20 protein-coding genes are annotated in these 24414 nt (G+C 37.2%); 8 read left to right on the top strand and 12 right to left on the bottom strand.

Annotation, left to right across the window (positions count from 1 at the left end; translation table 11 throughout):
* The first annotated feature begins 154 nt into the window (after positions 1-154).
* From AAG186_RS06305 to pepF, 3 genes are all read left to right on the top strand, one after another.
* Positions 155-2473: an HAD-IC family P-type ATPase gene (locus AAG186_RS06305; protein WP_342621417.1), complete on the top strand. Its 2319-nt coding sequence runs from the start codon at positions 155-157 to the stop codon at positions 2471-2473.
* 60 nt (positions 2474-2533) lie between these two features.
* Positions 2534-3151, top strand: a complete 618-nt coding sequence (locus AAG186_RS06310; protein WP_342621418.1) for an ankyrin repeat domain-containing protein — start codon at positions 2534-2536, stop codon at positions 3149-3151.
* A gap of 69 nt (positions 3152-3220) precedes the next feature.
* Positions 3221-5023: an oligoendopeptidase F gene (gene pepF, locus AAG186_RS06315; RefSeq protein WP_161637298.1), complete on the top strand. Its 1803-nt coding sequence runs from the start codon at positions 3221-3223 to the stop codon at positions 5021-5023.
* Between the two features lie 72 nt (positions 5024-5095).
* Here pepF and AAG186_RS06320 read toward each other — a convergent pair whose 3' ends face one another.
* From AAG186_RS06320 to nagA, 4 genes are all read right to left on the bottom strand, one after another.
* Entirely contained in the window at positions 5096-6937 is a 1842-nt protein-coding gene (locus AAG186_RS06320; RefSeq protein WP_342621419.1) for a DUF262 domain-containing HNH endonuclease family protein, read from the bottom strand.
* Between the two features lie 271 nt (positions 6938-7208).
* Positions 7209-7604, bottom strand: coding sequence for a hypothetical protein (locus AAG186_RS06325; RefSeq protein ID WP_161637297.1), 396 nt, complete (start codon positions 7602-7604; stop codon positions 7209-7211).
* 92 nt (positions 7605-7696) lie between these two features.
* Entirely contained in the window at positions 7697-8533 is an 837-nt protein-coding gene (locus AAG186_RS06330; protein ID WP_342621421.1) for a M15 family metallopeptidase, read from the bottom strand.
* 60 nt (positions 8534-8593) lie between these two features.
* On the bottom strand, positions 8594-9748 hold the full coding sequence (gene nagA / locus AAG186_RS06335) for an N-acetylglucosamine-6-phosphate deacetylase (RefSeq protein WP_161637295.1): 1155 nt from the start codon (positions 9746-9748) through the stop codon (positions 8594-8596).
* Positions 9749-9903: 155 nt separating this feature from the next.
* Between nagA and AAG186_RS06340 the strand changes: the two genes are divergently transcribed.
* Positions 9904-10626 carry a glucosamine-6-phosphate deaminase gene (locus tag AAG186_RS06340; protein ID WP_161637294.1) on the top strand — a complete coding sequence of 241 codons (723 nt, stop codon included), beginning with the start codon at positions 9904-9906 and terminating at the stop codon, positions 10624-10626.
* 39 nt (positions 10627-10665) lie between these two features.
* Here AAG186_RS06340 and AAG186_RS06345 read toward each other — a convergent pair whose 3' ends face one another.
* Positions 10666-10995: a zinc ribbon domain-containing protein YjdM gene (locus AAG186_RS06345; RefSeq protein ID WP_200542775.1), complete on the bottom strand. Its 330-nt coding sequence runs from the start codon at positions 10993-10995 to the stop codon at positions 10666-10668.
* Between the two features lie 201 nt (positions 10996-11196).
* On the opposite strand from AAG186_RS06345, the gene agaF reads away from it, so the two are divergent.
* Positions 11197-11631 carry a PTS galactosamine/N-acetylgalactosamine transporter subunit IIA gene (gene agaF / locus AAG186_RS06350; RefSeq protein WP_161637292.1) on the top strand — a complete coding sequence of 145 codons (435 nt, stop codon included), beginning with the start codon at positions 11197-11199 and terminating at the stop codon, positions 11629-11631.
* Positions 11632-11656: 25 nt separating this feature from the next.
* Here the strand turns inward: agaF and AAG186_RS06355 are convergent, their stop codons facing one another.
* Positions 11657-12844, bottom strand: coding sequence for an AraC family transcriptional regulator (locus AAG186_RS06355; protein ID WP_342621425.1), 1188 nt, complete (start codon positions 12842-12844; stop codon positions 11657-11659).
* Between the two features lie 49 nt (positions 12845-12893).
* A complete protein-coding gene (locus AAG186_RS06360) occupies positions 12894-15959 on the bottom strand; it encodes a polysaccharide lyase 8 family protein (RefSeq protein ID WP_342621426.1) in 3066 nt (1021 codons plus the stop codon).
* 266 nt (positions 15960-16225) lie between these two features.
* Between AAG186_RS06360 and AAG186_RS06365 the strand changes: the two genes are divergently transcribed.
* Positions 16226-16789: a TetR/AcrR family transcriptional regulator gene (locus tag AAG186_RS06365; protein WP_161637289.1), complete on the top strand. Its 564-nt coding sequence runs from the start codon at positions 16226-16228 to the stop codon at positions 16787-16789.
* Between the two features lie 12 nt (positions 16790-16801).
* The gene (locus AAG186_RS06370) at positions 16802-17212 is read left to right on the top strand and encodes a DUF2871 domain-containing protein (RefSeq protein WP_342621427.1); all 411 of its coding nucleotides are present in this window, start codon (positions 16802-16804) and stop codon (positions 17210-17212) included.
* A 53-nt stretch (positions 17213-17265) separates the two neighbouring features.
* Here AAG186_RS06370 and AAG186_RS06375 read toward each other — a convergent pair whose 3' ends face one another.
* Together AAG186_RS06375 and AAG186_RS06380 are read right to left on the bottom strand one after the other, a co-directional pair.
* The gene (locus AAG186_RS06375; protein ID WP_342621429.1) at positions 17266-18984 is read right to left on the bottom strand and encodes a DUF885 domain-containing protein; all 1719 of its coding nucleotides are present in this window, start codon (positions 18982-18984) and stop codon (positions 17266-17268) included.
* Between the two features lie 3 nt (positions 18985-18987).
* Positions 18988-19794: an alpha/beta hydrolase gene (locus tag AAG186_RS06380; protein WP_342621430.1), complete on the bottom strand. Its 807-nt coding sequence runs from the start codon at positions 19792-19794 to the stop codon at positions 18988-18990.
* Positions 19795-19973: 179 nt separating this feature from the next.
* Between AAG186_RS06380 and AAG186_RS06385 the strand changes: the two genes are divergently transcribed.
* The gene (locus AAG186_RS06385; RefSeq protein WP_161637286.1) at positions 19974-20735 is read left to right on the top strand and encodes a putative ABC transporter permease; all 762 of its coding nucleotides are present in this window, start codon (positions 19974-19976) and stop codon (positions 20733-20735) included.
* Between the two features lie 18 nt (positions 20736-20753).
* Here the strand turns inward: AAG186_RS06385 and AAG186_RS06390 are convergent, their stop codons facing one another.
* From AAG186_RS06390 to AAG186_RS06400, 3 genes are all read right to left on the bottom strand, one after another.
* Entirely contained in the window at positions 20754-21266 is a 513-nt protein-coding gene (locus AAG186_RS06390) for an ECF transporter S component (protein ID WP_342621431.1), read from the bottom strand.
* A 98-nt stretch (positions 21267-21364) separates the two neighbouring features.
* Positions 21365-22387, bottom strand: a complete 1023-nt coding sequence (locus AAG186_RS06395) for a LacI family DNA-binding transcriptional regulator (RefSeq protein ID WP_125164245.1) — start codon at positions 22385-22387, stop codon at positions 21365-21367.
* A gap of 95 nt (positions 22388-22482) precedes the next feature.
* Complete coding sequence (locus AAG186_RS06400; RefSeq protein WP_342621432.1) at positions 22483-24399, bottom strand: heparinase II/III family protein; 1917 nt, start codon at positions 24397-24399, stop codon at positions 22483-22485.
* Positions 24400-24414 lie beyond the last annotated feature (15 nt).

A 24414-nucleotide genomic window follows, 5' to 3' on the forward strand; every position in this document is an offset into this window, starting at 1 on the left:
ACTAGTGTATCAAAATATCCCGGTTATGTAACAAAATTGTAACTTTCGTCATAAGTTCAAAATTATGATGTATACTTTGTACTATAACACTAGTATAGTGTTGATTTTTCTTTCGAATAAATTTATAGTTATAAATAGATTACGGAGTATCGCTATGCAAAATAAAAAAGGTCTAACGACACAGCAAGTAAAACAACTAACTCTGGAAGGTAAGATTAACCGCCTTCCCAAACCCGAAATTAAAACAAATGCGCAAATCATTATAAGTAATGTATTTACGCTTTTTAACTTATATAACATTATTATCGCATCCGCACTTGTATATGTAAAAGCATGGACGAGTTTATTTTTTATGGGTGTTATTATTTCCAATACATTTATGTTTATTTTTCAGGAAATACGATCACGAAATTTAATCAGTAAACTCAATATCATTATCTCTCCAAAAACAACAGTTATTCGTGATGGTAAACGCCTTGAACTGGATAACGAAGAAATTGTCCTTGGTGATTTAGTCTATTATGAAGCTGGAAATCAAATTAGTGCTGATGCACGAATTGTGGATGGAGCAGTGGAAGTCAATGAATCCCTTCTTACTGGCGAGGTTGATCCAGTAGATAAATCAATTGATGCGGAAATTCTATCGGGAAGTTTTATTGTTAGTGGTGCATGTTATGCAGAGATTATCCATGTTGGAAAAGATAACTATGCAATTAAAGTAACTTCTGCGGTCAAAACAAATCGTGTTATTTCGTCAGAACTTCTCAAAACATTTAAAACTGTTACAAAAATTACAAGTTTCTTTATCATTCCCATTGGTGCCATTTTACTATACCAAGGGCTTATACTTCGAGGACAAGCTTTTGATTCAGTTATCGTTAATACCGCAACGGCCCTCTTAGGCATGCTACCACAAGGTTTAGTTCTACTCACTACCTTAGTCCTTATTGGAGCCGTCTTAAAACTTGGTTCTAAGAAAACTCTTGTACAAGATTTATACGCAATTGAAACGTTGTCGCAATCCAGTGTCTTATGTTTAGATAAAACAGGAACTTTAACTCATGGCGTAATGAAAGTAATTCATGTAGAAACTCTTGATGAAATCCTTTATGAATACATGAGTTCATATATTGAAAATTCAAACGATAACAATGCTACATCTGCAGCAATTAAGGATTATTTTGAAGTCATTCCGACACAGCTTCAAGCGGTAGAGCAAATCCCGTTCTCATCAGCGCGCAAGTGGGCAGGGATGAATTTCTCAAACAATCATGCAGTCTTAGTTGGTGCTCCTGATATTTTACTACCAGGAACACGGATTCCCGAAAAAGTAGAGTCCTTGCGACGAGATGGTGCGCGCATTCTCTTGATTTGTGAATCGCTTTCACCCATTCATAAAGACAGTTCGCTTAAGGGAATCTTACCGCTCGCTTACATTGCTTTAGAAGATCCAATTCGTGATGACGCTTACGATGCCATCCAGTTCTTCCGTGAAAATGATGTTACAGCGAAAGTTATCTCAGGTGATAACGTAGAAACCGTTGCCGCGATTGCTCGCAAAGCGGGCATCGAAAACTATCAAACTGTGGTGGACGCACAATCTCTTAAAACTGAGGAAGACTTAACGGAAGCCATTCTTAATTGCAATGTTATTGGTCGAGCAACACCAAATCAAAAACTGGATTTTGTACGGATCCTTCAAGAACATGGGGAGAAAGTTGCGATGACCGGTGATGGTATTAACGATGTTCTTGCACTTAAGAACTCTGATTGTTCGATCGCTATGGGAGAAGGTAGCGATGCAGCCTTGCATATCTCACAAATCGTTGTAATGGACGGACAACTTTCCACACTTGTAGATGTTGTGAAGGAAGGACGTATGGTGATCAATAACATCACCCGTTCCGCGTCCATGTATTACCTACGGACAATTCTAACCATATTTATTGCGATTACCGCAGTTGTTATGAATGTTCCCTTTCCGTTTATTCCGTTCCAAATTACTTTAACCAATATGTTTATTGATGGATTCCCTTCGTTTATGTTGTTGTTTCAGCCAAGTTATGAACGCCCTAAAGAACGAATCCTCAATCATGTCTTACGTCATGCATTCCCAAATGCAATGACCATTATCCTTTTATGGCTCTTCCTCAATATTTGGGGAACTCACTTTGGATTAACAACAGAAGTTGTTCAAACGATGATGTACTTTATTAACGGTTATGTCTCCATCGGTATGATCTACCGTATCTATAAGCCACTCAACCTATACCGAACCATCGTTCTTATTATCAATGTCATTGGTTTTGGGCTTGCAACCAAACTCTTCTGGCCACTCTTGGAACTACAACCACTCAGTCCAGAACATGCACAGTTTACAGCAATCTTGCTAATTGTTGCCATTCCAATTGTAATCATCATTCATAAACTAGCCCTAATGTATATCGATTACACCAATAATAAAAACAACTAAATACAAACCAACACCTTCCATCGTGGAGGGTGTTTTTTGGTTTAAACCTAGAAGTGTGCTATGATTAAGTCAGAAAGGATTGATATTTTGAATGAATTGATCGAAGCAATTCATCATAATGACATTGATTCAGTTCAGACAATCCTTATCAACGACCCACACGTCGTATCTCACCCTTCAGGTGATCGTTTGCAATCCCCACTACAAGAAGCAATTCAAAACAGTCGTCTTGAAATTGCTCAGTTAATTATTGAAACAAAGGATAATGTTAACTTTATGGTTCAAGGTGAACTCGAACATTGGCAACAACCCATTTTACACGTTGCCATTAGTGAAGCCTTGAATCATTCACGTTATCCCCGACCTCAACGAGATGGCCCTAAAAACGATGGGGTTCTTTTCGACAAGCATCTTGCTTGTCTTAAACTCTTGCTTGATGAAGGCGCGGATATCCATGGTCAAGATTCATTTGGAAATACGCCTCTTATGCGAGCTGTTTTGGATGTGATTAATATTGATTTGGGAATTGTTGATTATGAATTTGAAGAAGATATTCGTCGTGTGTTCGGATTACTCATTGATAAGGGTTCTGACATTCGTGAAGCCACAAACACGCGTAAGTCTATTTTTGAACTGTACCGAAATCATAAAGTGATGAATTATATACCAAAAGGATGAGGATTTCACTCATCTTTTTTCTTATTTCCGTCGAATTTTGATATAATAGTCAAAATTAGGAGGTTTTTTATGGCACAAAAATTAGTACACCGTAGTGATGTGAATCCTGAACATACATGGGATTTACGGGGTCTTTTTAAAACTGAAGATGACTACAATCGAACATTTGATTCACTTGAGAAAGAAGTGGATACATTTGTCTCAACTTATAAAGGGCAATTAAACACACCTGAGAATATTGTTGAAGCATTGGGTGTCTATGCACCAATGTATGAGAAAATGGTGCACCTAGGCACTTACAACAGCCTCAGTGCTTCTGCGGATCAATCCAATGAAGAGACAATTCAACGTTATGGTCTTTATGCAATTCGTACTACTGAAATTTCAAATAAGTTAGCGTTCTTTACATCTGAAATTTCGGGAAACGACAGTGAAACACTCGAAAATGCAGTACAACTCAACGATTTTAGTAAAGGGTTCTTAAAACAAATTCTTCGTGAAAAACCACATGCGCTTTCACCTGAGGTAGAAGCCGCTGTTACCGCATTAAATGCTGCATTGGATGCTCCTTACAGCATCTATAATCGTGGTAAACTTCAAGATATGAGTTTTGATGATTTTGAAGTCAATGGCAAATCATACCCAAACAGTTTTGTCCTTTTTGAAGGCGAGTGGGAATATGAAATTGACCACGATGTACGTCATAAGGCATTTGAAGAGTTCTATGGAAAACTTGCGGAGTACCAACATACCTTCGCAGAAGTGTATCAAACCCAAGTTCTTAAGGAAAAAGCACTTGCAACCCTTAAGGGATTCGATTCAGTCATCGATTATCTGCTCTTCGATCAAGAAGTATCACGAGATATGTATGATCGTCAAATTGATTTGATTACTGAACATCTTGCACCACATATGCGTAAATACGCGCAATTACTCCAATCTGTTCATGGTTTGGATACGATGTCATTTTATGATTTACTCATGCCATTAGATCCAGGGTTTGAACCCGATATTTCAATTGAAGCATCGCGCGAGAAATTACTTGAAGGGTTAAGCATTCTTGGTGAAGATTATCTCGCCATGGTAAATCGAGCATTTGATGAACGTTGGATTGATTTCCCACAAAATATTGGAAAATCAACCGGGGCATTCTGTTCAAGTCCATATGGTGCACATCCTTATGTTCTCATTAGTTGGACTGAACGTATGCGTGAAGTCTTTGTCTTAGCTCATGAGTTAGGACATGCAGGTCATTTCTACCTTGCCGGACAAAATCAGAATATTTATGATACACGCCCTTCTCTATACTTTATCGAGGCACCCTCAACGATGAATGAACTCATCATGGCAAATCATCTTACGACACAATCGGATGATCCCCGCTTTAAACGTTGGGTATTATCAACGATGATCAGCCGTACCTACTATCATAATTTTGTTACCCACCTCCTTGAAGCTGCCTATCAGCGTGAAGTATACCGTGCCGTTGATGCCGGTAAACCACTTTCAACTGCAGGACTTAATGCGATGAAACGATCGGTACTTGAAGCGTTTTGGGGTGATGTTGTCACGATTAATCCTAATGTGGAACTCACATGGATGCGTCAACCACATTACTATATGGGACTATACCCATACACTTACAGTGCTGGATTAACCATCGCAACTGAAGTCAGTCAAAAAGTCTTGAACGGTACTTTAGATATCGAACGATGGAAAGATGTTTTAAAAGCTGGTGGAACCAAAACGCCGCTGGAACTGGCACAAATGGTAGATGTTGATCTTTCAACCGATGCACCGCTCCGTCATACAATAGAGCATATTGGTGCGATGATTGATGAAATTATCGACCTTACCGAACAAATGAAGTAATTCAAATAATATGTAATTTTCAATCAAAAACCCAGTTAATATTTTAACTGGGTTTTAAGTATCTATATTTCTCTAAATTTTATAATTCTCTAACGCTAACTCAACAAGTACTTTCGTTCTTCTTTCGATATCTGCCACGGTCCAAGTATCTTTTGTTTCAATCGTCTCGTTCTTTTCTTTATCAGGGATTGATTCATTAATAAACAATGGAGTTCTTAACCCCGCATAATTTTTATTTGATCCTGGAGTAATGTAATCACGCTTGTCCATAAAAGACTTATCACTCATTTCAGAATTATAGCCAGTGAGTGTAAGATTTCCAAGCTTATGTTTATGAATATCTTGAAGATAACCGGCTTGATCTATGTTATCTGGAGAAATCATTTCTGGCCATCCATACTTAAGATTTTCAGTCGTTGGAAGTATGTGTTCCAAGGTCCACACAGGTATTTTTTTTGTACCAGTCGTAACTTTGTATTCATCTAAACTATCTGGATTCTGTTTACTAAAATAATTTTTACCGTATTTTCTCTCAAAGTCTATAAAAATATATCTGACAGTCTGTGAAGATACATCATAAACTCCATCCATTAATGCAACTTCAAATTCTTTATCCGAAACGCTTATCGATTCTAACTTTTCTTTCACAATTTCTATAGGATTTATTCCTTCTTCTCCCTCAAGCAACCTTATGATTTCTAATATTTTGGATCTAATATTTGATGCTTTAGGCTTGAGAACAATATTTCTTCTTATAAAAAATTTAATTAGAATTTCTAAAATATCATTAATAACTTTATTTGAGAACTTATCATTTTTATGCTTGCTATTTTTCAAAATATATAGAGTTAACGGATAAGATTGAGAGCTATCTAATTTTTTTAGTGCTTCTAAGTTTTTATTAATCGTTGCATCAAAAATAATGCCTGAATTTGGTTCTACTAAAGGAGAGAGATGAGAGAATATAACCGCATTCTCTTTCAAAGTATCAATATACTTATGACCCTCATCTTTATTAAATAATGATTGATATTTTTTGAGTGCATTATTTTTAGTAATTGATGAACTAGCCTTTCCCTCAAATGTGTCATAATTATTCAATAAAAATTGCGTTATAGCGAATGAATTAGGATTATCAGTCTCATCAGAAAAAATAGACACTAAATCATCCCAATTTTGCATCGACTCATTTTGTGTCACCCCAGCCTTTGTAGCTTCACCTAGATAACTCGATTTCATCAAATCAATTAAGGTTAAGGGCAAACCTTTTGCGTTAATAGACGAAAAAACAGTAAATGCATCGGAAATATTTTCAGCTACAATTCTTAGAAGCTCCAGTTGATTTAATTTACTATAAAAATCGATTAGTTCTTTAGAATCCTTAAACTGCTCTTCATATAATTCTAGAATATACTTATATCGTTTCGCAAAAACTCTATTTCCATATCTCCCGGTTTTTTTATCACACATTATCCCTAGAAAATTTTCATAGACCTCTTGATCTTTTTCTAGAAGCTCTAGTTTTGTCGATTCATCTTCGAAAAGGAGTTTTCTTTTTATATCATTTTTTATACCAATACAGTCCTCATAATAAGGAGTCGAATTATCATACTGACTAGCAATAAATTCATATGTTGCTAAAAAAAATAATCCAATTGTTGTTAATCTTTGTTGGCCATCAACAACGTAATATATCTTACTACCAGATTTTGCTGAAGTAACATCTTCATTCTCTGTGACCAGGATATTACCAATATAATATCCCATTCCTTCATTTATAATATCATTAAAAAGATCTTCGATATTAGACGGATGCCATGAGTAACTTCTTTGATAGATAGGAATCCTATATTGTGTTCTTCCTTCAATTGAGAAGATTTCAGATACAGGTTTTGATTCTGGCGTTATTTTCATAATTTCCCTCTTCTTTCTTATATATTGCTATTTTATACTTACATTAATAGTACACTAATACTAAAAAACATTCTAGGTTTGATATTAGGACCTAGTGTTTGAAACAATAGGTTATTTTTTATGGATTCTTAAGATCACAATCATAATTCAATAAGTTAAATTAAGAACCTCTCTATTCATTACAATTTGCATATCAGGAATTTAGTAATATTTACAGATGAAGTAATTCAAAAAAAGCCGAAGCATCACGACGATGTCTCGGCTTTTTTTATTAGGTTGTTTGTTGGTAATCTTCAATAATCACCAGTAAAGCATTGCAGAGTTTGTCGTAGCCTTCATCATTTCGATATGCAAGGTCCATGTCATAATCTGCTAGCAATGCTTTTTCCGCAATTTGACCCGTTTCAACACGTTGGGCTGTTTGACCACTTTTTCGAATTGCTTTAATAATATCCAAACATTCATGAATGGTCGTGCCGGATAAGGCTTTTTGTTTCTTTATAAATTCTGTGATGTTATCACAATACGCTTCAAAATCATCATTCCAATGTTTATTCTCATGCACTTGTGCTTCAGTACGTAAACGCTGAATTTGGTTTAAAACTTCACCAAACACATGATCACCTTCGGGTATAAGATTGGCTAATTTTTTATTACAAGGTTCCATAAATAATAAACCTCCTTTAGTAAAATATACCATGATTGTTTCCTTAAATTCACATCATTTTTAAAGATTCAAAGGAATTCATGGGTACAATTTTAAAAAGGAAACTGATTGAGGTATGCATCCAAACTCATATTGGCCTTGATGATTTTTTCTGAAATTGCGCCTACATAACGATAATGCCAAGGTTGAAATGCATAACCTGTTTCCACTTCTTTTCCTTCTGGATATCGGAGAATAAAGCCAAATTGATACGCATTGTTTTGAAGCCATTGATACGCTTGGGTCTCAACGAACGCCATCTCATTCCACGTTTCAATGTCATCGCCACCGATATCAAATCCATACCCACTTCGGTGTTCCGAACAACCATCTTGACCACCATAACGATGAGCTCGTTCAATGCCATACCGTTCCTTATTCCCTTCATACAATTGATTTTGGAATTCATGGGTGTGATAACTGCTGATTTTTGTTAAAACTACACCTTCTTTAAGAGCAGCTGCTTGCATGTATAAAAATTGATTTTCAGCTTCATAGCGCGGTCCAGGTTCATAACTTGGCGGTAAACAATGACCACGATCAACTATTAACAGCCCTTTGCGATAAACACGGGTTCCTTCGTCCATTTGATAGACATCATCCAATTCCTTAGCGAATGCATTTAGTTTGTCTTCAAACTGTTTCAATTCCTCCATGGTTTGAATGCTTCCCAAATGATCTTTAAGTTCGAGATATGCAATGCGATGAGTTGAAAGCACATCACGCTGTTCATAAAACTTCAAGACACGCATGTAATCATCGATTAAATCAACGCCTTCCAGCGTCACGTCATTTTGAATAATGGGTTCGGTCATTTCAGGTTTGGCTGAATTACATCCCGTAATCAGGAAAAAGAGAATTCCTACGATAATTTTATATTTTTTCTTCATATCCCTATTCTATCGTATTCAACTCATAAAAAAAAGGATTCCGAAGAATCCTTAATGGGATTATTTTTGGTATCCAATAACCCCACGGCATATTGTTGTTTGTACATTAATATCATCATCACAAATGACAAGGTCTGCGTCTTTATTGATCGCAATGCTTCCTTTGCGTCCAAAGATTTCTAAGTGTTTCGCAGCATTTTCTGATGACATCTTCACGAGATCATGCATAGGTGCACCCGTAAAGTGTTTGATGTTACGTACTACAAAGTCCATTTCCGCTACCGAACCTGCAAGAGATCCTGTTGCAATACGGCATTCTTTCCCTTTTTTAATAACTTCTTGACCACCAAGGTCATAATTACCATCGGGAAGTCCTTTCGCACGCATTGAGTCTGTAATCGCGATAAAGTTTTCGGCACCCTTAATTTGGTATGTCGCTTTCACAACATCCGGGTTTAAATGAATACCATCACAGATCATTTCGGCTTTAAGTGTTGGATTCATAAAACCCGCTGTAACAGCACCGGGTTCACGGTGATGGTGTGGTTTCATCGCATTATGGAAGTGTGTTAAGTTTGAAAGACCATTTTCAATTTCATCTTCAATTTGTTGGCATGTTGCATCGGTATGACCTGCAGATGGCACAACATTTAACGAACGTAAGTGATCGGTAAATCCAATTTCTGCTTCTTCAGGTGCATACGTAATCACTTTAATCATCCCTTCTGAGACATCCCAGAAATGATCAAATGCTTCAAGTGTTGGTTTTAAAACATATTTAGGATTTTGAGCTCCAATATGTTTTGCGGAAATGAAAGGCCCTTCTAAGTGAATCCCTACAATTTCTGCTTCTCCAGGTTTATTATGATTTTTCGCATACTTTACAATCTCACCCAAAGCTTTGTCTACCGCTTCAACGGATTGCGTCATCGTTGTAGCACAATAAGAAGTTGTTCCTTCTTTTGGTAAGAAACGTGCAATGGTTGCGACTGCTTCTTCAGTTCCATCCATATTATCAGCACCGTTTGCACCATGAATGTGTTGATCAATGAACCCTGGTAAAACATTCATTCCCTTTGCATCCACAATTTCTCCCGAGTAAGCGGGAACATTTTCCATTAAACCAAATGCCTTAATGGTTTCATTTTCTGTAAGCACATAACCGTTTTCGATTACGCGGTCTTCTAAATATATACGTCCGTTTATAATTAACATCGTAATTCCTCCTTGTAACCTTTGTTTACCATCTAATTATAGCACTCTTAATTCGTAACACAATTATAATAAACATTAGTTTTGTTGTTGTTTTGGTTTGCTTTATTTATTCGAACCCTTATAATATATGGGAGAAAGAAGAGAGGTTATTCAATATGAAATTATATGTTGTGGAAAACAGCGATGCAGGAGCAGCGTTAGGTTTCGAACTCATTAGTAAAGAATTAAATGAAGGAAAATTAAATGTATTCGGTTTAGCTACAGGGAGCACACCGATTTCATTCTACGATAAAATTACCGCAAGTGATTTAGATTTCTCAAATGTTATCTCAATTAACTTGGATGAATATATTGGTATTGGGGCAGATCATGATCAAAGTTACCATTATTTCATGAACAAGCATTTCTTCAGTAAAAAACCATTTAAGATTAACTACTTACCAAATGGTTTAGAAGAAGATGCGGAAAAAGAATGCAAACGTTATGATGAGATTATTGCTTCAAATCCAATTGATGTTCAAATTTTAGGACTTGGAATCAATGGTCATATTGGTTTTAATGAGCCAGGGGCATCATTTGAAGGATTAACACAAAAAGTATCACTTACAGAATCTACCATTGAAGCCAATGCACGTTTCTTCGAAACGAAAGAAGACGTTCCACGTTATGCATATTCAATGGGAATTAAATCCATTATGTCAGCTCAAAAAATCGTATTATTTGCTTATGGCGATGCGAAAAAAGATGCTGTATACAATATGATGGAAGGAACACCAACTGAAGACTGTCCTGCAAGTGCACTTCAAAATCACGATGATGTAATTGTCATTGTTGATAAAGCTGCAGCTGCTTTACTTGACCTTTCAAAACATCAATAAGACCGGAAACGGTCTTTTTTTTCGAATAAAAAAGAAAGCTTATGCTTTCTTTACAAATTCTGATTTAAGACTCATGGCACCAAAGCCTTCGATGCGACAATCTATATTGTGATCGCCCTCCACAAGTTTAATGTTTTTCACTTTAGTACCTTGTTTCAATGCACTGGATGCCCCTTTAACTTTGAGGTCTTTAGTGATGACGATATCATCTCCGTCCGCAAGCACCGTTCCATGTGCATCTTTGACTACAAGCATTGATTCTTGAGTGCTCAAGGCATTCCATTCATGACCACATTCTGGACATACGAATAAATCTCGATCTTCATAAGTGTACTCGGAAGTACACTGAGGACAATTTGGTAATGTCATTGTATCGCTCCTTTATTTCTTCTTATCTATTTATGAGTATACCGTGGAACGCTAAGAGTTGCAAATTAGACTTGAAGTTAGACGGTTAATAATTTATAATGCTATTTGTATTGTTACCTTGAGAAGTTGCTCCATTTTATGGGATTGGCCTCACATAAAATTCTTTTCAAGAATAGTATATTTTAAAAGGAGATTCATACTATGATCGGAATTATCGTTACAGGTCACGGAAGATTTGCAGAAGGTTTATCTTCATCCGTTGAACTTATTGCAGGTGCACAACCTCAATATAAGAGTGTTTTATTTTTAGAAGAAGCTGGTCCTGAAAAATTATCAAGCGATCTTAAAGAAGCGATTGCTGAAGTAAATACAGGTGAAGGTGTTCTTGTCTTTACAGATTTAAAAGGTGGTACACCTTTTAAAGAATCCGTAATGATCGCAATGAACCAAACTGATGTTCATGTTCTTGCAGGAACAAACCTACCAATGCTCCTTGAAGCAAGTTTAATGCGTTTAAGTGAGCCTGCTGTTTACGACTTTGCGAAATCACTTGCTGAAACAGGTGCTTCCCAAGTTGAACTCTTTGAAATGCCCGAAGCAGATGACGCTTCTGACGATTTCTCAGACGGAATTTAATTATATACATCAAAAGGTCCCCGCATTAGCGAGGACCTTTTTCTTGTGTATAGATTTTTTGCGCATATTCACTTGGGGCAAAGCCAAAGTGTTGTTTAAACTTCCGCGAGAAATAATGAATCGAACTGAATCCAAGTTTTAAAGCAACATCCGTAATCGGATACTTGCCTTCAAGGATTAAATGTTTCGCACGTTCAAGTTTTTGTTCATTGATATACTGTTTTGGTGGCATATCAAAGTACTTATTAAAAAGTAATTGTAAAGCAGAACGGGATATCGCAAATTGATTGCAGATGTCTTCAACGGATAAAGGTCGATGAATGTTTGCTTGAATATATGTATAAATTTCATCCATCATTTCATTTTCAAAATTAACTTGAATGGGGTTGGATGTGTTGTGGCTACTTGTTGGTTCATCGTATTGAAATAGAAGAATCATAATTTCTTGAAGATATGAAACCATCAGATCTTTCGCAAAAGGACTTTGTTCTTGTTCAAGAATGGTGGATTGGCGAATAAAATGATTCATTAACGTATACAGTTCATTACCACAACTCATAACACGATTTTGAATGTGTGCAATGGATTTGGGGAGCATATTCATATCGAACATGATGGTTAGGTATGAACATGCATTTTCTCCCAATACCGATTGAGTATGGAATTGACCTGGAAAGTATAAAATCATTTCTTGGTTTTCTAATGTAAAGGATTTACCTTCAATTTCTGTTGTTAAAACGCCTGCATCCACATACGTAAGTTCCCAATATTTATGGGCCTCACCTTCAAAGTGATAATTTTTCCCCTTTACATTGTAGTAATAGGAATAGATTTCACTGACACTAAATTGTGGTTTGATGGAAACATATTCAATTTCCGATTCCAAACTGGTTTCAATCATGGTTGGTTGACCTTCAGTTTGATAGGATATTTCAACCATTGCACTTTGGGTAATTGGCATCAAAGCATAACGAATGTGAGGGTGAATTACTGCCGTTCGATGAATAACAAACCGTTCGCGATTTCCTTCCGCATCCTCAACCAAGATAACCGCAATGCCTTCCACAACACGAATGTTTGTTGCCTCTGAGACAGCTGTAAGCGCATTGGGTTTTTTATTTGCTAGAATTTTTGAAATGACCGGATAGGTGCTGGGTTTATCGGTTGCATGACCGTATTTTAAAAACTGCGGTCCTGTAGTTTTTTGATACATTGCTTACCTCCTATAAGACGAAAAAGCACACATGTGCTTTTTCGATATATTATTTTTTGTTTTTACGTTTTCCGTAAAGGATAAAGCATCCCCCAACCACAACGAGAACCCCGACAAATGGTAGGACATTTTGAGGTGTAACACCGGTTGATGGCAATACCTTAACATCTTTTTCACCTAAGGCAAAGAGCGAGAAGGATGCTGTATCAAAGGCAATACGTGTTCCATCTGCAACCCATGCTAGCGATTCAAATCCGTCTTTAGTTTCATGATACACCTGTAGGGTGGCACGATCTAGAGATTTTTTCGGTTCAATTGAAACATTAACTGGATTTTTTGGTTGTACAGAACTGCCATCACTTCGAAGCGTAATGTCATAGCCGACTGTATTCTTTAATCCGTCAACGACGAGGTTATTGTTGACCGATACACTTAAGGTTGTGTTTTCAGGTAGATCACCTTCCGTATAGGTAATCACCACATTGGACGCATCATCCACAAGTGTTAATGTTTTCGGTGTTTCAGGTTTAACTTCTGGTTTAGGTTCTTCAGGTGTTGTTACCGTCACGGCTTCAAGCTGAAGATCTTGCGATACACCGTTTTTATTTTCAGTGTTCACGGTAATGTATGTTTTGCCATTTTCAATTACGGCATTACCATTACCTGATACCACATCATAAGTTCCATCTAAAGTAAATGAAACGTTGGTTTGTTGATGCGTTGGATCTTGAACTGCAAAGGTTAAGCCTTTACGCATCACAATCATTTTACTGCTTGTGCTTAGATCTTCCACCGTATGATTTGCTTCATCAAAGAATGCGTATCCTGTCATACCAAGATCTTTTTGACGTACCGCATGAACGCCATCCTCTTGTGCAAGGATTTCAATTGGATTTGCTTTCGCATACGCTTCCGTTTGGTCTGCAGTTGCATTGGGTAAAATCGCATAAGCATATTGACTTGTTTCGTTACCATCATGATCATACGTTACGGTTGCGAATTGTTGAGTTACTTCTTTATCCGCAGCACCCACAGTTTTATTACGCACGTAAGAATATTTTTGGGTATTAGTTGATGTGTTTACAGTTACATCTTGGTTTCCAAAGAATACATAGCCGGTGTCTTTATTGACGCCCTCGGTACCCATTGCAAGCCATTTCAATCCTTTTTGAACACCGTTTTCTAACGTTTGGATTCCATCCTTTGTTTCACCTTTGAGGCGAATCACATCGTCAGCACCAAACATACGATTTTCAACGGTTGTTGTTAAGTCGCGTTGCTTTTCATCATGAATGTTTGAACCTAAAGCGACAATTTCATCATCAAACATAAACCATGATTTATTTGCTTCCGCATTTTTATAGACTTTAAAGTCTTCTGGGAGCAATCCTGCTTGCGCATCAGCATACGCTTCATCATCACCCAATTGCATTGCGGACGCACCATAGATTCCCATTTTCACATCACCTGAGTAATCATTTGTACCCAATGGGAAGTAGACATATTTATTTTGCGTAATGGATCCTGCTTCAAACCCTTCAGCACGGTCATAGAAATCTTTTCCGTAAAGTTCTGGAATGGTCTGACGCACTTCATTCACCGTGGTAATTCCTGGTAATTTATGGTGATCAACGGTTGCATAGAAATTAATCCCGTGCATGCTTGTTTGATCGTTTCCACTTTGGTAGAGGTAGTATGCACCATCTCCTTGGAACCATGAACGTAGGTTTTCACCACTCATGTATTCATATTTTGAAATACGATTTGAGCTTCTTGAAAGGGCAAAGGCAAAACCTTCACGCGTATGAATTGCTTTATCCATTAAGTTAAATGCATAGTGATCGTTTATTTCTAATGGATTCAGCGCTTGAATGTCTTGATTCTTAACAATTGCTTCATAAGCTGCAATATTTTGAATTGATACAAATGTTGCAGGATTGATGGTTGCACGAATGTTTTCAATTAAGTATTTAATATAGCTTTGAAGTTTCAGTTGTTCCGCTTGAGGGAGGCTTTGGGATAATTGCACAAATGCTTCAATAACACTTGATGCATCACCATAACCTGAACCGGTACGTGATACAGCACGGCCCTTTACGATTTCCATCATATAGCCTTCATACATCACTGGTGCAAATCCACGATAGATCCACTCTTGCACGGTATCCAATAAGGTATCATTTTGCCATTTTGTACCATCTAGTACTGTTACAAGTTGTGCAATACGACCGAGTAATACTTTTCCATATGAACCCGTATAGGCAACGGTTGAGTGTTGTACAAATGATCCATCTTCATAGAAACCATCGGTAACACCATGTTGAAGGTTACTTGGATCAATGGTGCTGAATACGGTCATCGAATTTTCAACGGCTTTACTAATTCGTGCTTCGTCCTTAAGTACAGCACCTTGAAGAATGCGGTTGAATGTGATGTCTGTTAGGTTTGCACCCGTATGTTGACGTGCATCAAGGTTTACATCGCCAATGGTAGGGTCACCCGGTTTCGCATCACCACGGATATAGGAATCCATCGCAATAACTGATTCTTGAATAAATCCTGGAAGCGCTGCTTCAATTTCATCACTAAGTAAAAACATGATGTTTGAAAGGCTCTGTGGTACACCAATTTCCCAACTGTACCAGTTGCCATAATAACCCGTATCCATTTTATTAAAGTAGTTATCTCCCAACCACTTAATACCATCTAAAACAGCCGTTAACGCTTCAGGGGATTGGTAAAGAGCGTTTTTAGAACCTGGCATCGAGTAAGCCAAGGCAATTGCATTAAGTTGTTGATAGGATTTTTGTAAGTTTGTGGACAAGTCATGGTCGGTTTTGCCACCACCACGCAAGACTAAACCTGAAATGTATTCATCATCATGACCCACGATAGATTCCATTGCCTTTTTACCGTTTGTGTAGATTGATGTAATTTTCTTTTCATTGACTGCATCGTTATTAATTGTTTCATTCCCAAGTAAGTATTCACGATAATTACGGTTAATTTTATCAATATCGTTATGATCTGCTGTAACGCTGCGCACACCAACCATCGATAATGACACAACAAGCGTCATTAAAAATGTGAACACTTTTTTCATATGTTTCTTCATTTTCGTCTCCATTCAAATTTAAAGATTAGTCCTAAACCGGTTTACAAACGAATTATATGTTAACGGTTACATTGTGTCAACACCTTTTTCAAATTTAGGTGAACCGGTTTTGTGAAAATCTCATATTTTTTGACGAACATGATAATCGTTAAGAACTTTATGATAAGATAGTAAGTGTAAAAGGGTGGTGTTTTCTGAATTCAATTTCGTTGACACCCTATCAAGACGGGCGTATAATGAACACTGTTCAGTAATGAGGTGATTAGATGAAAAAAGCAGTAATAAGTAAGGAATCGCTCCTTGAAGTTGCGAAAGATATTGTCTTTAAAGATGGCTTGGATCAATTAAACATGCGGAACTTGGCCCAAAAAGCAGAAGTCTCCATTGGATCTGTTTATAATTACTTCCCATCAAAAAATAAGTTGATTTTAGATGTCATCGAAGATTTTTGGAAACAAGTTTTTTATGATGATATTTGTAATGTTGATACAAATATCAGTTTTGTTAATTTTATTGAACAAATCTATGAGCGGATACGCCATCATATGGATGAGTTCAATTCCTTATTTATGAGTCATGTGGAGATTATGAATCAAGAAGCAAAAATGAAGGGACATCATGTCGGCATGCAATATGTTGATCATATTCGTGCGGGTCTTTTGGTTGTTTTGAAACAAGATCCAACAATCAAACCCACAGCATTTACAGATTCGTTTACTCAAGATGGTTTGTTAGATTTTGTATTTCTTCATATCTTTATCTCATTACGTAAAGGAAGTCCAAACATTGACTTTCTTGCGGAAGTTTTAAAACGACTCTTATATGAGTAGAAAGAGGTTTCTATGAAAAAGATGATTAATACGTCCTTTGCATATCTAATTGCAGGACTTGTTGGTGGAGTATTCTACCGTGAATTTACGAAGTTTCAAGGTTTTACGGGATTTACACGATTAAGTCTCATTCATCCGCATTTACTGGTATTGGGTATGATTTTATCGCTCATTGTTGCTTTGTTCTTTATTAAATTTGATCTTGATAAAAATCCAAAGTGGAATCGCTTCTACATTACCTATAATTTAGGTGTTGTAAGTACAACCCTAATGCTTTCCGTTCGTGGCACCACCGAGGTTCTAAATCTTTCCTTATCTTCGGGAATGTCGGCAGCAATCTCAGGTCTAGCAGGGTTAAGTCATATTATCTTGACCGTCGGACTTATGTATTTCTTCACAATATTACGACATGAAGCCAAATAAAAACACCAATACTTGGAACTAGGTCAGTTCCGTTCCAAGTATTGGTGTTTTTTCTATTGCGCATGGAGATACTCATTAAAAATTGTGTCCATAGTATCAAAGCTTGCACTGCCTAAATCCAAAATAATTTTATGGAATGCTTTCTCATCAAAGGCATCTCCCAATTCTCTTTGCGCACGTTCTTTCATGCTTTGGATTGACATCGCACCGTAGTAATAACTCCATATATTACCGGGCTCTAGGATGATTTGACGATAGATTTCATCACGTTCGGATTCACTGTTATTTACATAGACGGAATCAAAGAATGCTCCCATTTCTTCACGACTCCAATCATTATAATGGATGCCAATATCAACTTCCAATAAGATTAAGTACATCGACTCATATAAGTCGCGAATGTAATCCTCATACCCTTCTGGACCCCCAAGATAACGGATTGAGAGCTGTTCAACATACTGAGCCCATCCTTCTGTCATTGCATTATTGCGGATGTACAGCCGAATTGGATGCATCCCTTGAATGCTTCGCATATATTGAGTTTGATACATGTGGCCTGGAATGGCTTCATGGGCAAAGGTTGTAAAGTTTGCCGGATCAAACGCGCTATTAATGTAGATTCGTTGCGTATGCTCAAGTTCACTATCAATGGGCGGCACGTAGTAGAACGCGGGATTTGAGATTGCTTCTAAAGAAGGATCGATTTGATGTACTTTATAGGGAATTGCGGGTATTTCAGGAAAATCATTTTTACTTTTAAGATAAAGATCATCAATTAAAGCATATGCATCTTGATACTTAGGTGACGTTTGATTGGCTTCAAATTCTTGGTACTCCAAGAGTTTATTGCTGCTTTCCACATCTTTTAAACGTTGATAAACTTCAATACGACGATTACTAATCCACATTTGAAATTCGGGAATGGTTTGGTTTCGACCACTTAAGGAAGGAATTAATGTCTCATAGTATGTTTTTCCATTCTCAAGATGAGCGAGCCCTCGATTGGGACGCGTCTTTATTGTTTTAAGTTCATTCTCTAACGTAACAAAAGCATTATAGAAAACATCGCGAATCATTTCTCGGTTTTGCTCGATGTACACTGTTTTTTCTGATTGATTAAGGAATGGTGCGGATTCTACTTTTGTATCAAACCCTTTAATTAGGAAAAAGTCATCCGATAAGGACTGCTCTTTCATAATAGTCGTAAATTCCGTTAACGTTTCATGTTCATACTGGGTCATCATTTCTGTTTTATTATAAAAAGCGATGGACTCATCAAAATACGACGGAATGGAATCAATCAAAGAAAAATATCCAACGATATCACTTTTCGTTCTGAAGGTAAATCCTTCCAGGTATTGAGGAATTGAATCCAATTCTGGATCCACTTGGAATTGGAAGGGTTGATAACCTGAAGCCATTCGCTCAAGCTCATAGAGCAGCACGCGTTTATCGATGATTTGTTGATCCGATAACGTTCGATCTTTAAATTTACGAATATTCTTTTCAATATCTTTAATTAAGTCTTTTGACATTTCAAAATCTTCTTCACTTCCAAGTCGAAACGCATAGTGTTCGACGTCCACATCATAATCTTCTGGATGTTCCAAAAGATAATTGCTTGATGGATCTGTTGAACCGATCATTGACACTAAAGCAGTATCTAATGCACTCTCAAAATCTTTGTTTGTGCCATCATCACTGGGTGATGATACAATTTGGCAGCCAAACAAATTGATCAGTATGATTAGTATTGTTAGTGTTTTTTTCATAGACTATCCCACCCTATTCAAATTTTCGAGCCATGCATTCGTTGCATCCATCACCATTTCCTTTTTTTGACTTTGAAATATATTATGACCTACACCTTTAAGGACTTTCAATGCTTTTGCTTTGCTTTCTATCGTTTCATAAAAAGCTTGCGACGATTCCAAGGGAACAATTGAATCACAATCACCATGAAAAATAAGACAGGGGCACGCATACATGCTCATCCTGGCCTGAATTACCATCGGCGCATTAACAAGTGTCTCTAAAACAAACGCTTGTGTGACACGCTTAAATGGCGCTCTAGACAATGCTTGTTCAATCATGCTTAACTGCCATAAATCATCTTTAATTAAGGCGGTAAACAACGCTAAAACTGAAATAGAAGATTGATTGAGTGATTCCCAATGATCTTGGACACAAAGACCTGGAGCCAGTAAAATCTGTCCATCAATACGATGTCCATATTCCAAGCCATAAAGGGCAGTCACAAGACCCCCTAAACTAAATCCCATAGTATAGATTGGACAATCAGAAGCAATTGTTTGCGAATACGACACAAGAGTATCCAAATCTAAAAGCAAATCACGATAGTCCTTCAAATCTCCTAAAGGAGCCTTTGTACTCCCATGACTGCGCATATCATAACGAATTACTGTATAGCCCCGTTGATTGAGTCCGTATGCAACGGAATTATAATAAACAACTTGTTCTAAAAAGCCATGACTGATAATCACAATCCCTTTTGGATTTCTGATTTCATTGACTAAAACATTCAATTCAGTGTCATCATAGGCTTTAATAAATAATTGCATAGGTCACCTCTAATCCCACGTCTTACTTTAATCATATTGGAATTTAGGACAAAAGTATAGGAAAAAGAGAACAAATTATGCGATTTTCGAAATATTTGTGGATAAAAGACGCGATTCAACGAACCCCAATTGAAAATATGGTATACTTTCAATATCGTTTAGAAATATGAGGTAATTGTATGAATGAAATGATTCCAATATTTTTTTTATATTGGGTAATTTATGGTGTTATAGGTTGGATTATGGAAACACTTTATTGTTCCATTCCAGAGGGTAAATTTGTGGAACGTGGATTTTTAAATGGTCCGATTGTACCTATTTACGGATTTGGAGCGTTGTTTGTTCTCAGTATCCTTAAACCTTTTTTAGAGAGCCCAATTTTAGTATTTGTTTTAGGATTTCTATTAACCAGTGCTTTGGAATATGTAACCAGTTATATTATGGAAAAAGCATTTGGGATGCGTTGGTGGGATTACTCCCATTATAAATACAATATTAAGGGACGTGTTTGTCTTTTAAACAGCACGTTATTTGGTATTCTTTGTGTCGTTCTTGTAGAGTGGATTCACCCGGGTGTCGTGCAAATCGTTGATCGATTGAACCCAACAACCATTCGTGTTGCGTCAACGGTCTTAGGCATCGTAATTGCGATTGATTTCGTTGTATCGGTTGCATCCGTATTGAATCTTAAGAAACGTCTTAAATCATTGGAAGTCTTGCATACCGAAATGTCAGAACTTATTCATAGTTTAAATGAAAAAAGCACCCTGCGTATCGAGGAAATCAAAGAACGTATTGCTGAACTTAAAGCTGAATACAAATTTACTGAACGTCGTCTGATTCGCTCATTTCCAACCATGAAATCTGAGCAATTCAGTGAATTCTTTGAGGATGTGAAGGCTGCAGCTCGTTCCAAACGGAATAAAATTAAAAAAGATTAGAAAAAAAACACCTTACGATCAAGGTGTTTTTTTAGGATTTAAGGTTGAAACAAGCTTAACCATTCTTGGATAGTAAAGTGTCGCTAAGACCGCCGCAAGAAGTCCTTGGAACACATCACCTTTGAAGGCAATAAGCATCGCACCCCAACTTTGCGCAATCCATACAGCCACAAAGCCATACATCACCATCATCCATAGCCCTGCCAAACAGAAGGGAAGCCAACGTCTTGAGGATTCTAGGTGATGTCTCAAGCCATACAAAATCACAACTTCACCTGCTTTAATGACCAAGGTAAAAGGCGCATAAAGGGCATAACCTGCGAAAATATCTGCAAAAGCACTTCCAACTCCCGCAGCAAAGAGCGCATAGGGAAACGGCACTACAGCCATTGAAATCATAATTACAAAATCACCGAGATTGAGATAACCTCCGGTTGCGGAAGGGATTTTTATCATCATCGTGACCACAGTAATCAGTGCAGTCATCATTGCGGTAAGCACCATCCATTTTAAAGTGTTTGATTTTTCCATAACATCCTCCTCTTTATTTCCTATTATAGCATTCTCACGCTTTTCAATCTTAGCTATTAAACTCATTTAATATAAATTAAGGTAAAAAAAAGAGATCTCTAAAGAAGATCTCCTTGGCATGTTGATTCTTGCCAGTTAATATTACATTTAAGAATTTGATTTGGTGCTTCCATATAGTCACCTTCGATCCGATCAATCAAAATCCGTGCTGCTTGATAGCCCTCATCGTATGCAGGTTGGACAATGGTCGTGACAGATGGTGATGCAACATTGGTCCACTCTGTATTATCAAATCCAAGTAAACCGATTGTGGTAGGAATCAAATTCCGTAATTCTTTCAATCCCATATAAACAATGGGTAAGAGCCAACAGTTGGCTGCAAAGATCAATGTTTTACGGTTTAACATAATATTATTGCTGATAATTTCTGTAATTTCTGCGGGTGTGACATTGTCTGACACAATTTGCATATTACATTGTTTGCCATTTAATGCAAGTGCATCAATAAAGCCTTGTGAACGTTCTTGACGGGTTGAGAGAATACTTGGATCTGCGGTTAGAAGAATAAACTCTTCATACCCAAGTTTCATCATTTCCTCGGTCGTTTCTAAAACAGCTTCATAATTATTCGTTTTTACCCAAGGGTTGTTTTGAACATTCGTCTGTGAATCAATAAAAACAATCTCCTTATTTTGAGAACGAATTTTCTTAATCAATTTATGAAAACTTGTTGTTGGTTGAACAATAAACCCATCAACACCCATCGCAAGCATTCGATTGACATAATTCTCTTCGTTTTCGATATCGTAGTTGGTATTCCCTACGATAAGTTGATATTTCCCCTCTTTTGCTGCTTCATCAATTCCTTTAACAATTTGATTTGCAAATGCATTGGTGATATCACCGATAATTACACCGATGAGTTTCATGCTTTTTGCATTTAATGAGCGCGCGACCACACTGGGACTGTAATTTGTTTCCTCAATGACTTTCTCAATGCGTTCGCGTGTTTCCGCACTCATTTTATCAAATTTTCCGTTCAAGAAAAATGAGATGGTGGTTTTCGATGTACCCGCCAACGAAGCGATTTCTTTAATCGTTAACTTCTTTTCCTGAGTCATGTTTAATTCCTTTCATCAACTTATTCTTTTTTTACATCATAACGTACTTATTATATTACTAAGTAAACCGATTAACAAGTTGTTAGCGCTTTGATTTAAGCGCGCATTACCTTTTGTCCGAAGCGATTTGAGCGTACAACACATTTCGCGTGGAATGGTTTTCCATTACAGTACATAATTTTTTTCCCTTGCCAAATCTCTTCGTGAAGCACACAAACCTCAATCACTTCATCATCATTTACAAAAGCATACGCGCAACCTCGCTCATCAGCGATGGGCGTCTCGCCATTTTGAAGAATGGGTAGACGTGTCACCGTCCACTTTGGATCTACAAAGAGTGTCACGTTTACACATGCATCCACAAAATCCTGTTCTTGGACTAAAACAGAATGTGTTGATGCCTTATTGTATGTATATGAAATTACATCTGAAGCCACGGTGATCGGACTTGTACTCAATACATTTAATTTCGATTCATCTTCAAACTTTATTATACCATTTTGATACAGTAATGATTCATCTAAGTGATACTTCGTTGTAGCAACATGGTCTCCTTCAGCTTTAACTTCATCGACAATCATCCAAATACCATCATCAATAACAATCAATTTGCGTTGGTGCACGGAAGCATCCGAAACCACAACGCCTTCATAGTAATGGCAATTTCCCTCATGACGCACATAATTTTTAAGTGGTTTATAAAAAGAAGCATACGTCCATGAGGTATCAGGAATTGCGGAAGGCTTTCCATCGAGAATAACGGTATTATGACTTTCCATGCCTTTAAGGTGCATGCGACGTGGGTCATCTTCACGATAAGTTAAACGTCCTGGATCAACCAATACAGGTTTTCCTTGGAAATATGTTGAAACATGGAGATTATCTGCATGCCCGTGTCCACTTCCTAAAGACCCATTCGTAAACATAGTGAAATGCGCATCCGAACCCCAATCACTTCGCGTGGTAAAGATACCACTATCCACGCCATCGTAGTTTAAGGAAACTGGAACTTCCGTTTCCAATGCCTCAAAAGCATCCTGCATCATTACGCCGTACGCATAACAAACCTCAAAATCAAGCACATCATGAGCTTTTGATTTATACATTGGATTTTGTAACGCTACAGCGCAATACCCCAAAATGCCACCTAAAACCGTTCGATCACTATCCCCAAAAGCCACAATATCGCCCTGTGGGGTTGCTTGATAATAAAGCGCGTATGCCATTTGATCAAGTGTTTGCTTAAATCCTTCTTGGTCTTTCACATACGGTAACGCCTTGAGTCCATAATTTAGAACTTCGACGTGATACATCGTTGACTGTTCCCAATGCATACCATCTGGATATACTTGAATCTCAAATTGGGTCTGTATTTCTTCATGAACCCATGTTTTAAAGTCTGTATCGGCATCGTGTTTAAGCCACCCCAAATACTTGGCCAAAACACAGGTTTGAATACTACCCCAATTACTCAATGTGTACTTGGTTAGATAGTGTTCTTTAAGATAGTTTGCTTGCGTTTCAAGACTGGTTTGAATGCGTGCAAAGACATCCTCATCTAAAAGATGATACACCTTTAAATAAGGGCATAAATCCAACCAATTATTCATCCGCATCGCAGTATCCAGAGTACGTGTAGAGGGTCCTGAAGTGAGTGGTGTATGTGCATCAATCCAATGCAACACTCGATCTTTGGCATGGTTTATATACTTTAAATCGTCCGTTAAAACGGTCGCCATTACTAATGACGGAAGATAATCCATTCGATTCAACATAAATATCCACTCATCATCGCCATTTGGTGTGGTTGTCCATCCAAATGGATTTAAGGTGTAAGGTGTATCACATGGTTCCATATCCCAATCACGAGTGAATGTAAAGATATTCATCATCAGTTGATCTGCATAAGCGACCACTTCTTTTTCCTTAAAATTATACATTGATTTTAAGCGTTTGAGATCAAGGACGTTCGATTTGTGTTCAATTGTTTGATATAAAGAATTCTTTACCATCTTATGTTCTCCTTA

The sequence above is a fragment of the Erysipelothrix sp. P66 genome (genome assembly GCF_038682365.1).
Lineage (GTDB): Bacteria > Bacillota_I > Bacilli_A > Erysipelotrichales > Erysipelotrichaceae > Erysipelothrix > Erysipelothrix piscisicarius.

Excerpts from the sequence above, each read along its gene's own strand:
- AAG186_RS06365 (WP_161637289.1), top strand. The coding sequence starts at position 16,226 with ATGAAAAAAGCAGTAATAAGTAAGGAATCGCTCCTTGAAGTTGCGAAA.
- AAG186_RS06355 (WP_342621425.1), bottom strand. The coding sequence starts at position 12,844 with ATGTATCAAAAAACTACAGGACCGCAGTTTTTAAAATACGGTCATGCA.
- AAG186_RS06345 (WP_200542775.1), bottom strand. The coding sequence starts at position 10,995 with ATGACATTACCAAATTGTCCTCAGTGTACTTCCGAGTACACTTATGAA.
- AAG186_RS06380 (WP_342621430.1), bottom strand. The coding sequence starts at position 19,794 with ATGCAATTATTTATTAAAGCCTATGATGACACTGAATTGAATGTTTTA.
- AAG186_RS06320 (WP_342621419.1), bottom strand. The coding sequence starts at position 6,937 with ATGAAAATAACGCCAGAATCAAAACCTGTATCTGAAATCTTCTCAATT.
- AAG186_RS06385 (WP_161637286.1), top strand. The coding sequence starts at position 19,974 with ATGAATGAAATGATTCCAATATTTTTTTTATATTGGGTAATTTATGGT.
- AAG186_RS06330 (WP_342621421.1), bottom strand. The coding sequence starts at position 8,533 with ATGAAGAAAAAATATAAAATTATCGTAGGAATTCTCTTTTTCCTGATT.
- nagA (WP_161637295.1), bottom strand. The coding sequence starts at position 9,748 with ATGTTAATTATAAACGGACGTATATATTTAGAAGACCGCGTAATCGAA.
- AAG186_RS06370 (WP_342621427.1), top strand. The coding sequence starts at position 16,802 with ATGAAAAAGATGATTAATACGTCCTTTGCATATCTAATTGCAGGACTT.
- AAG186_RS06390 (WP_342621431.1), bottom strand. The coding sequence starts at position 21,266 with ATGGAAAAATCAAACACTTTAAAATGGATGGTGCTTACCGCAATGATG.
- AAG186_RS06360 (WP_342621426.1), bottom strand. The coding sequence starts at position 15,959 with ATGAAGAAACATATGAAAAAAGTGTTCACATTTTTAATGACGCTTGTT.
- AAG186_RS06305 (WP_342621417.1), top strand. The coding sequence starts at position 155 with ATGCAAAATAAAAAAGGTCTAACGACACAGCAAGTAAAACAACTAACT.
- pepF (WP_161637298.1), top strand. The coding sequence starts at position 3,221 with ATGGCACAAAAATTAGTACACCGTAGTGATGTGAATCCTGAACATACA.
- AAG186_RS06340 (WP_161637294.1), top strand. The coding sequence starts at position 9,904 with ATGAAATTATATGTTGTGGAAAACAGCGATGCAGGAGCAGCGTTAGGT.
- AAG186_RS06325 (WP_161637297.1), bottom strand. The coding sequence starts at position 7,604 with ATGGAACCTTGTAATAAAAAATTAGCCAATCTTATACCCGAAGGTGAT.
- agaF (WP_161637292.1), top strand. The coding sequence starts at position 11,197 with ATGATCGGAATTATCGTTACAGGTCACGGAAGATTTGCAGAAGGTTTA.
- AAG186_RS06310 (WP_342621418.1), top strand. The coding sequence starts at position 2,534 with ATGATTAAGTCAGAAAGGATTGATATTTTGAATGAATTGATCGAAGCA.
- AAG186_RS06395 (WP_125164245.1), bottom strand. The coding sequence starts at position 22,387 with ATGACTCAGGAAAAGAAGTTAACGATTAAAGAAATCGCTTCGTTGGCG.
- AAG186_RS06400 (WP_342621432.1), bottom strand. The coding sequence starts at position 24,399 with ATGGTAAAGAATTCTTTATATCAAACAATTGAACACAAATCGAACGTC.
- AAG186_RS06375 (WP_342621429.1), bottom strand. The coding sequence starts at position 18,984 with ATGAAAAAAACACTAACAATACTAATCATACTGATCAATTTGTTTGGC.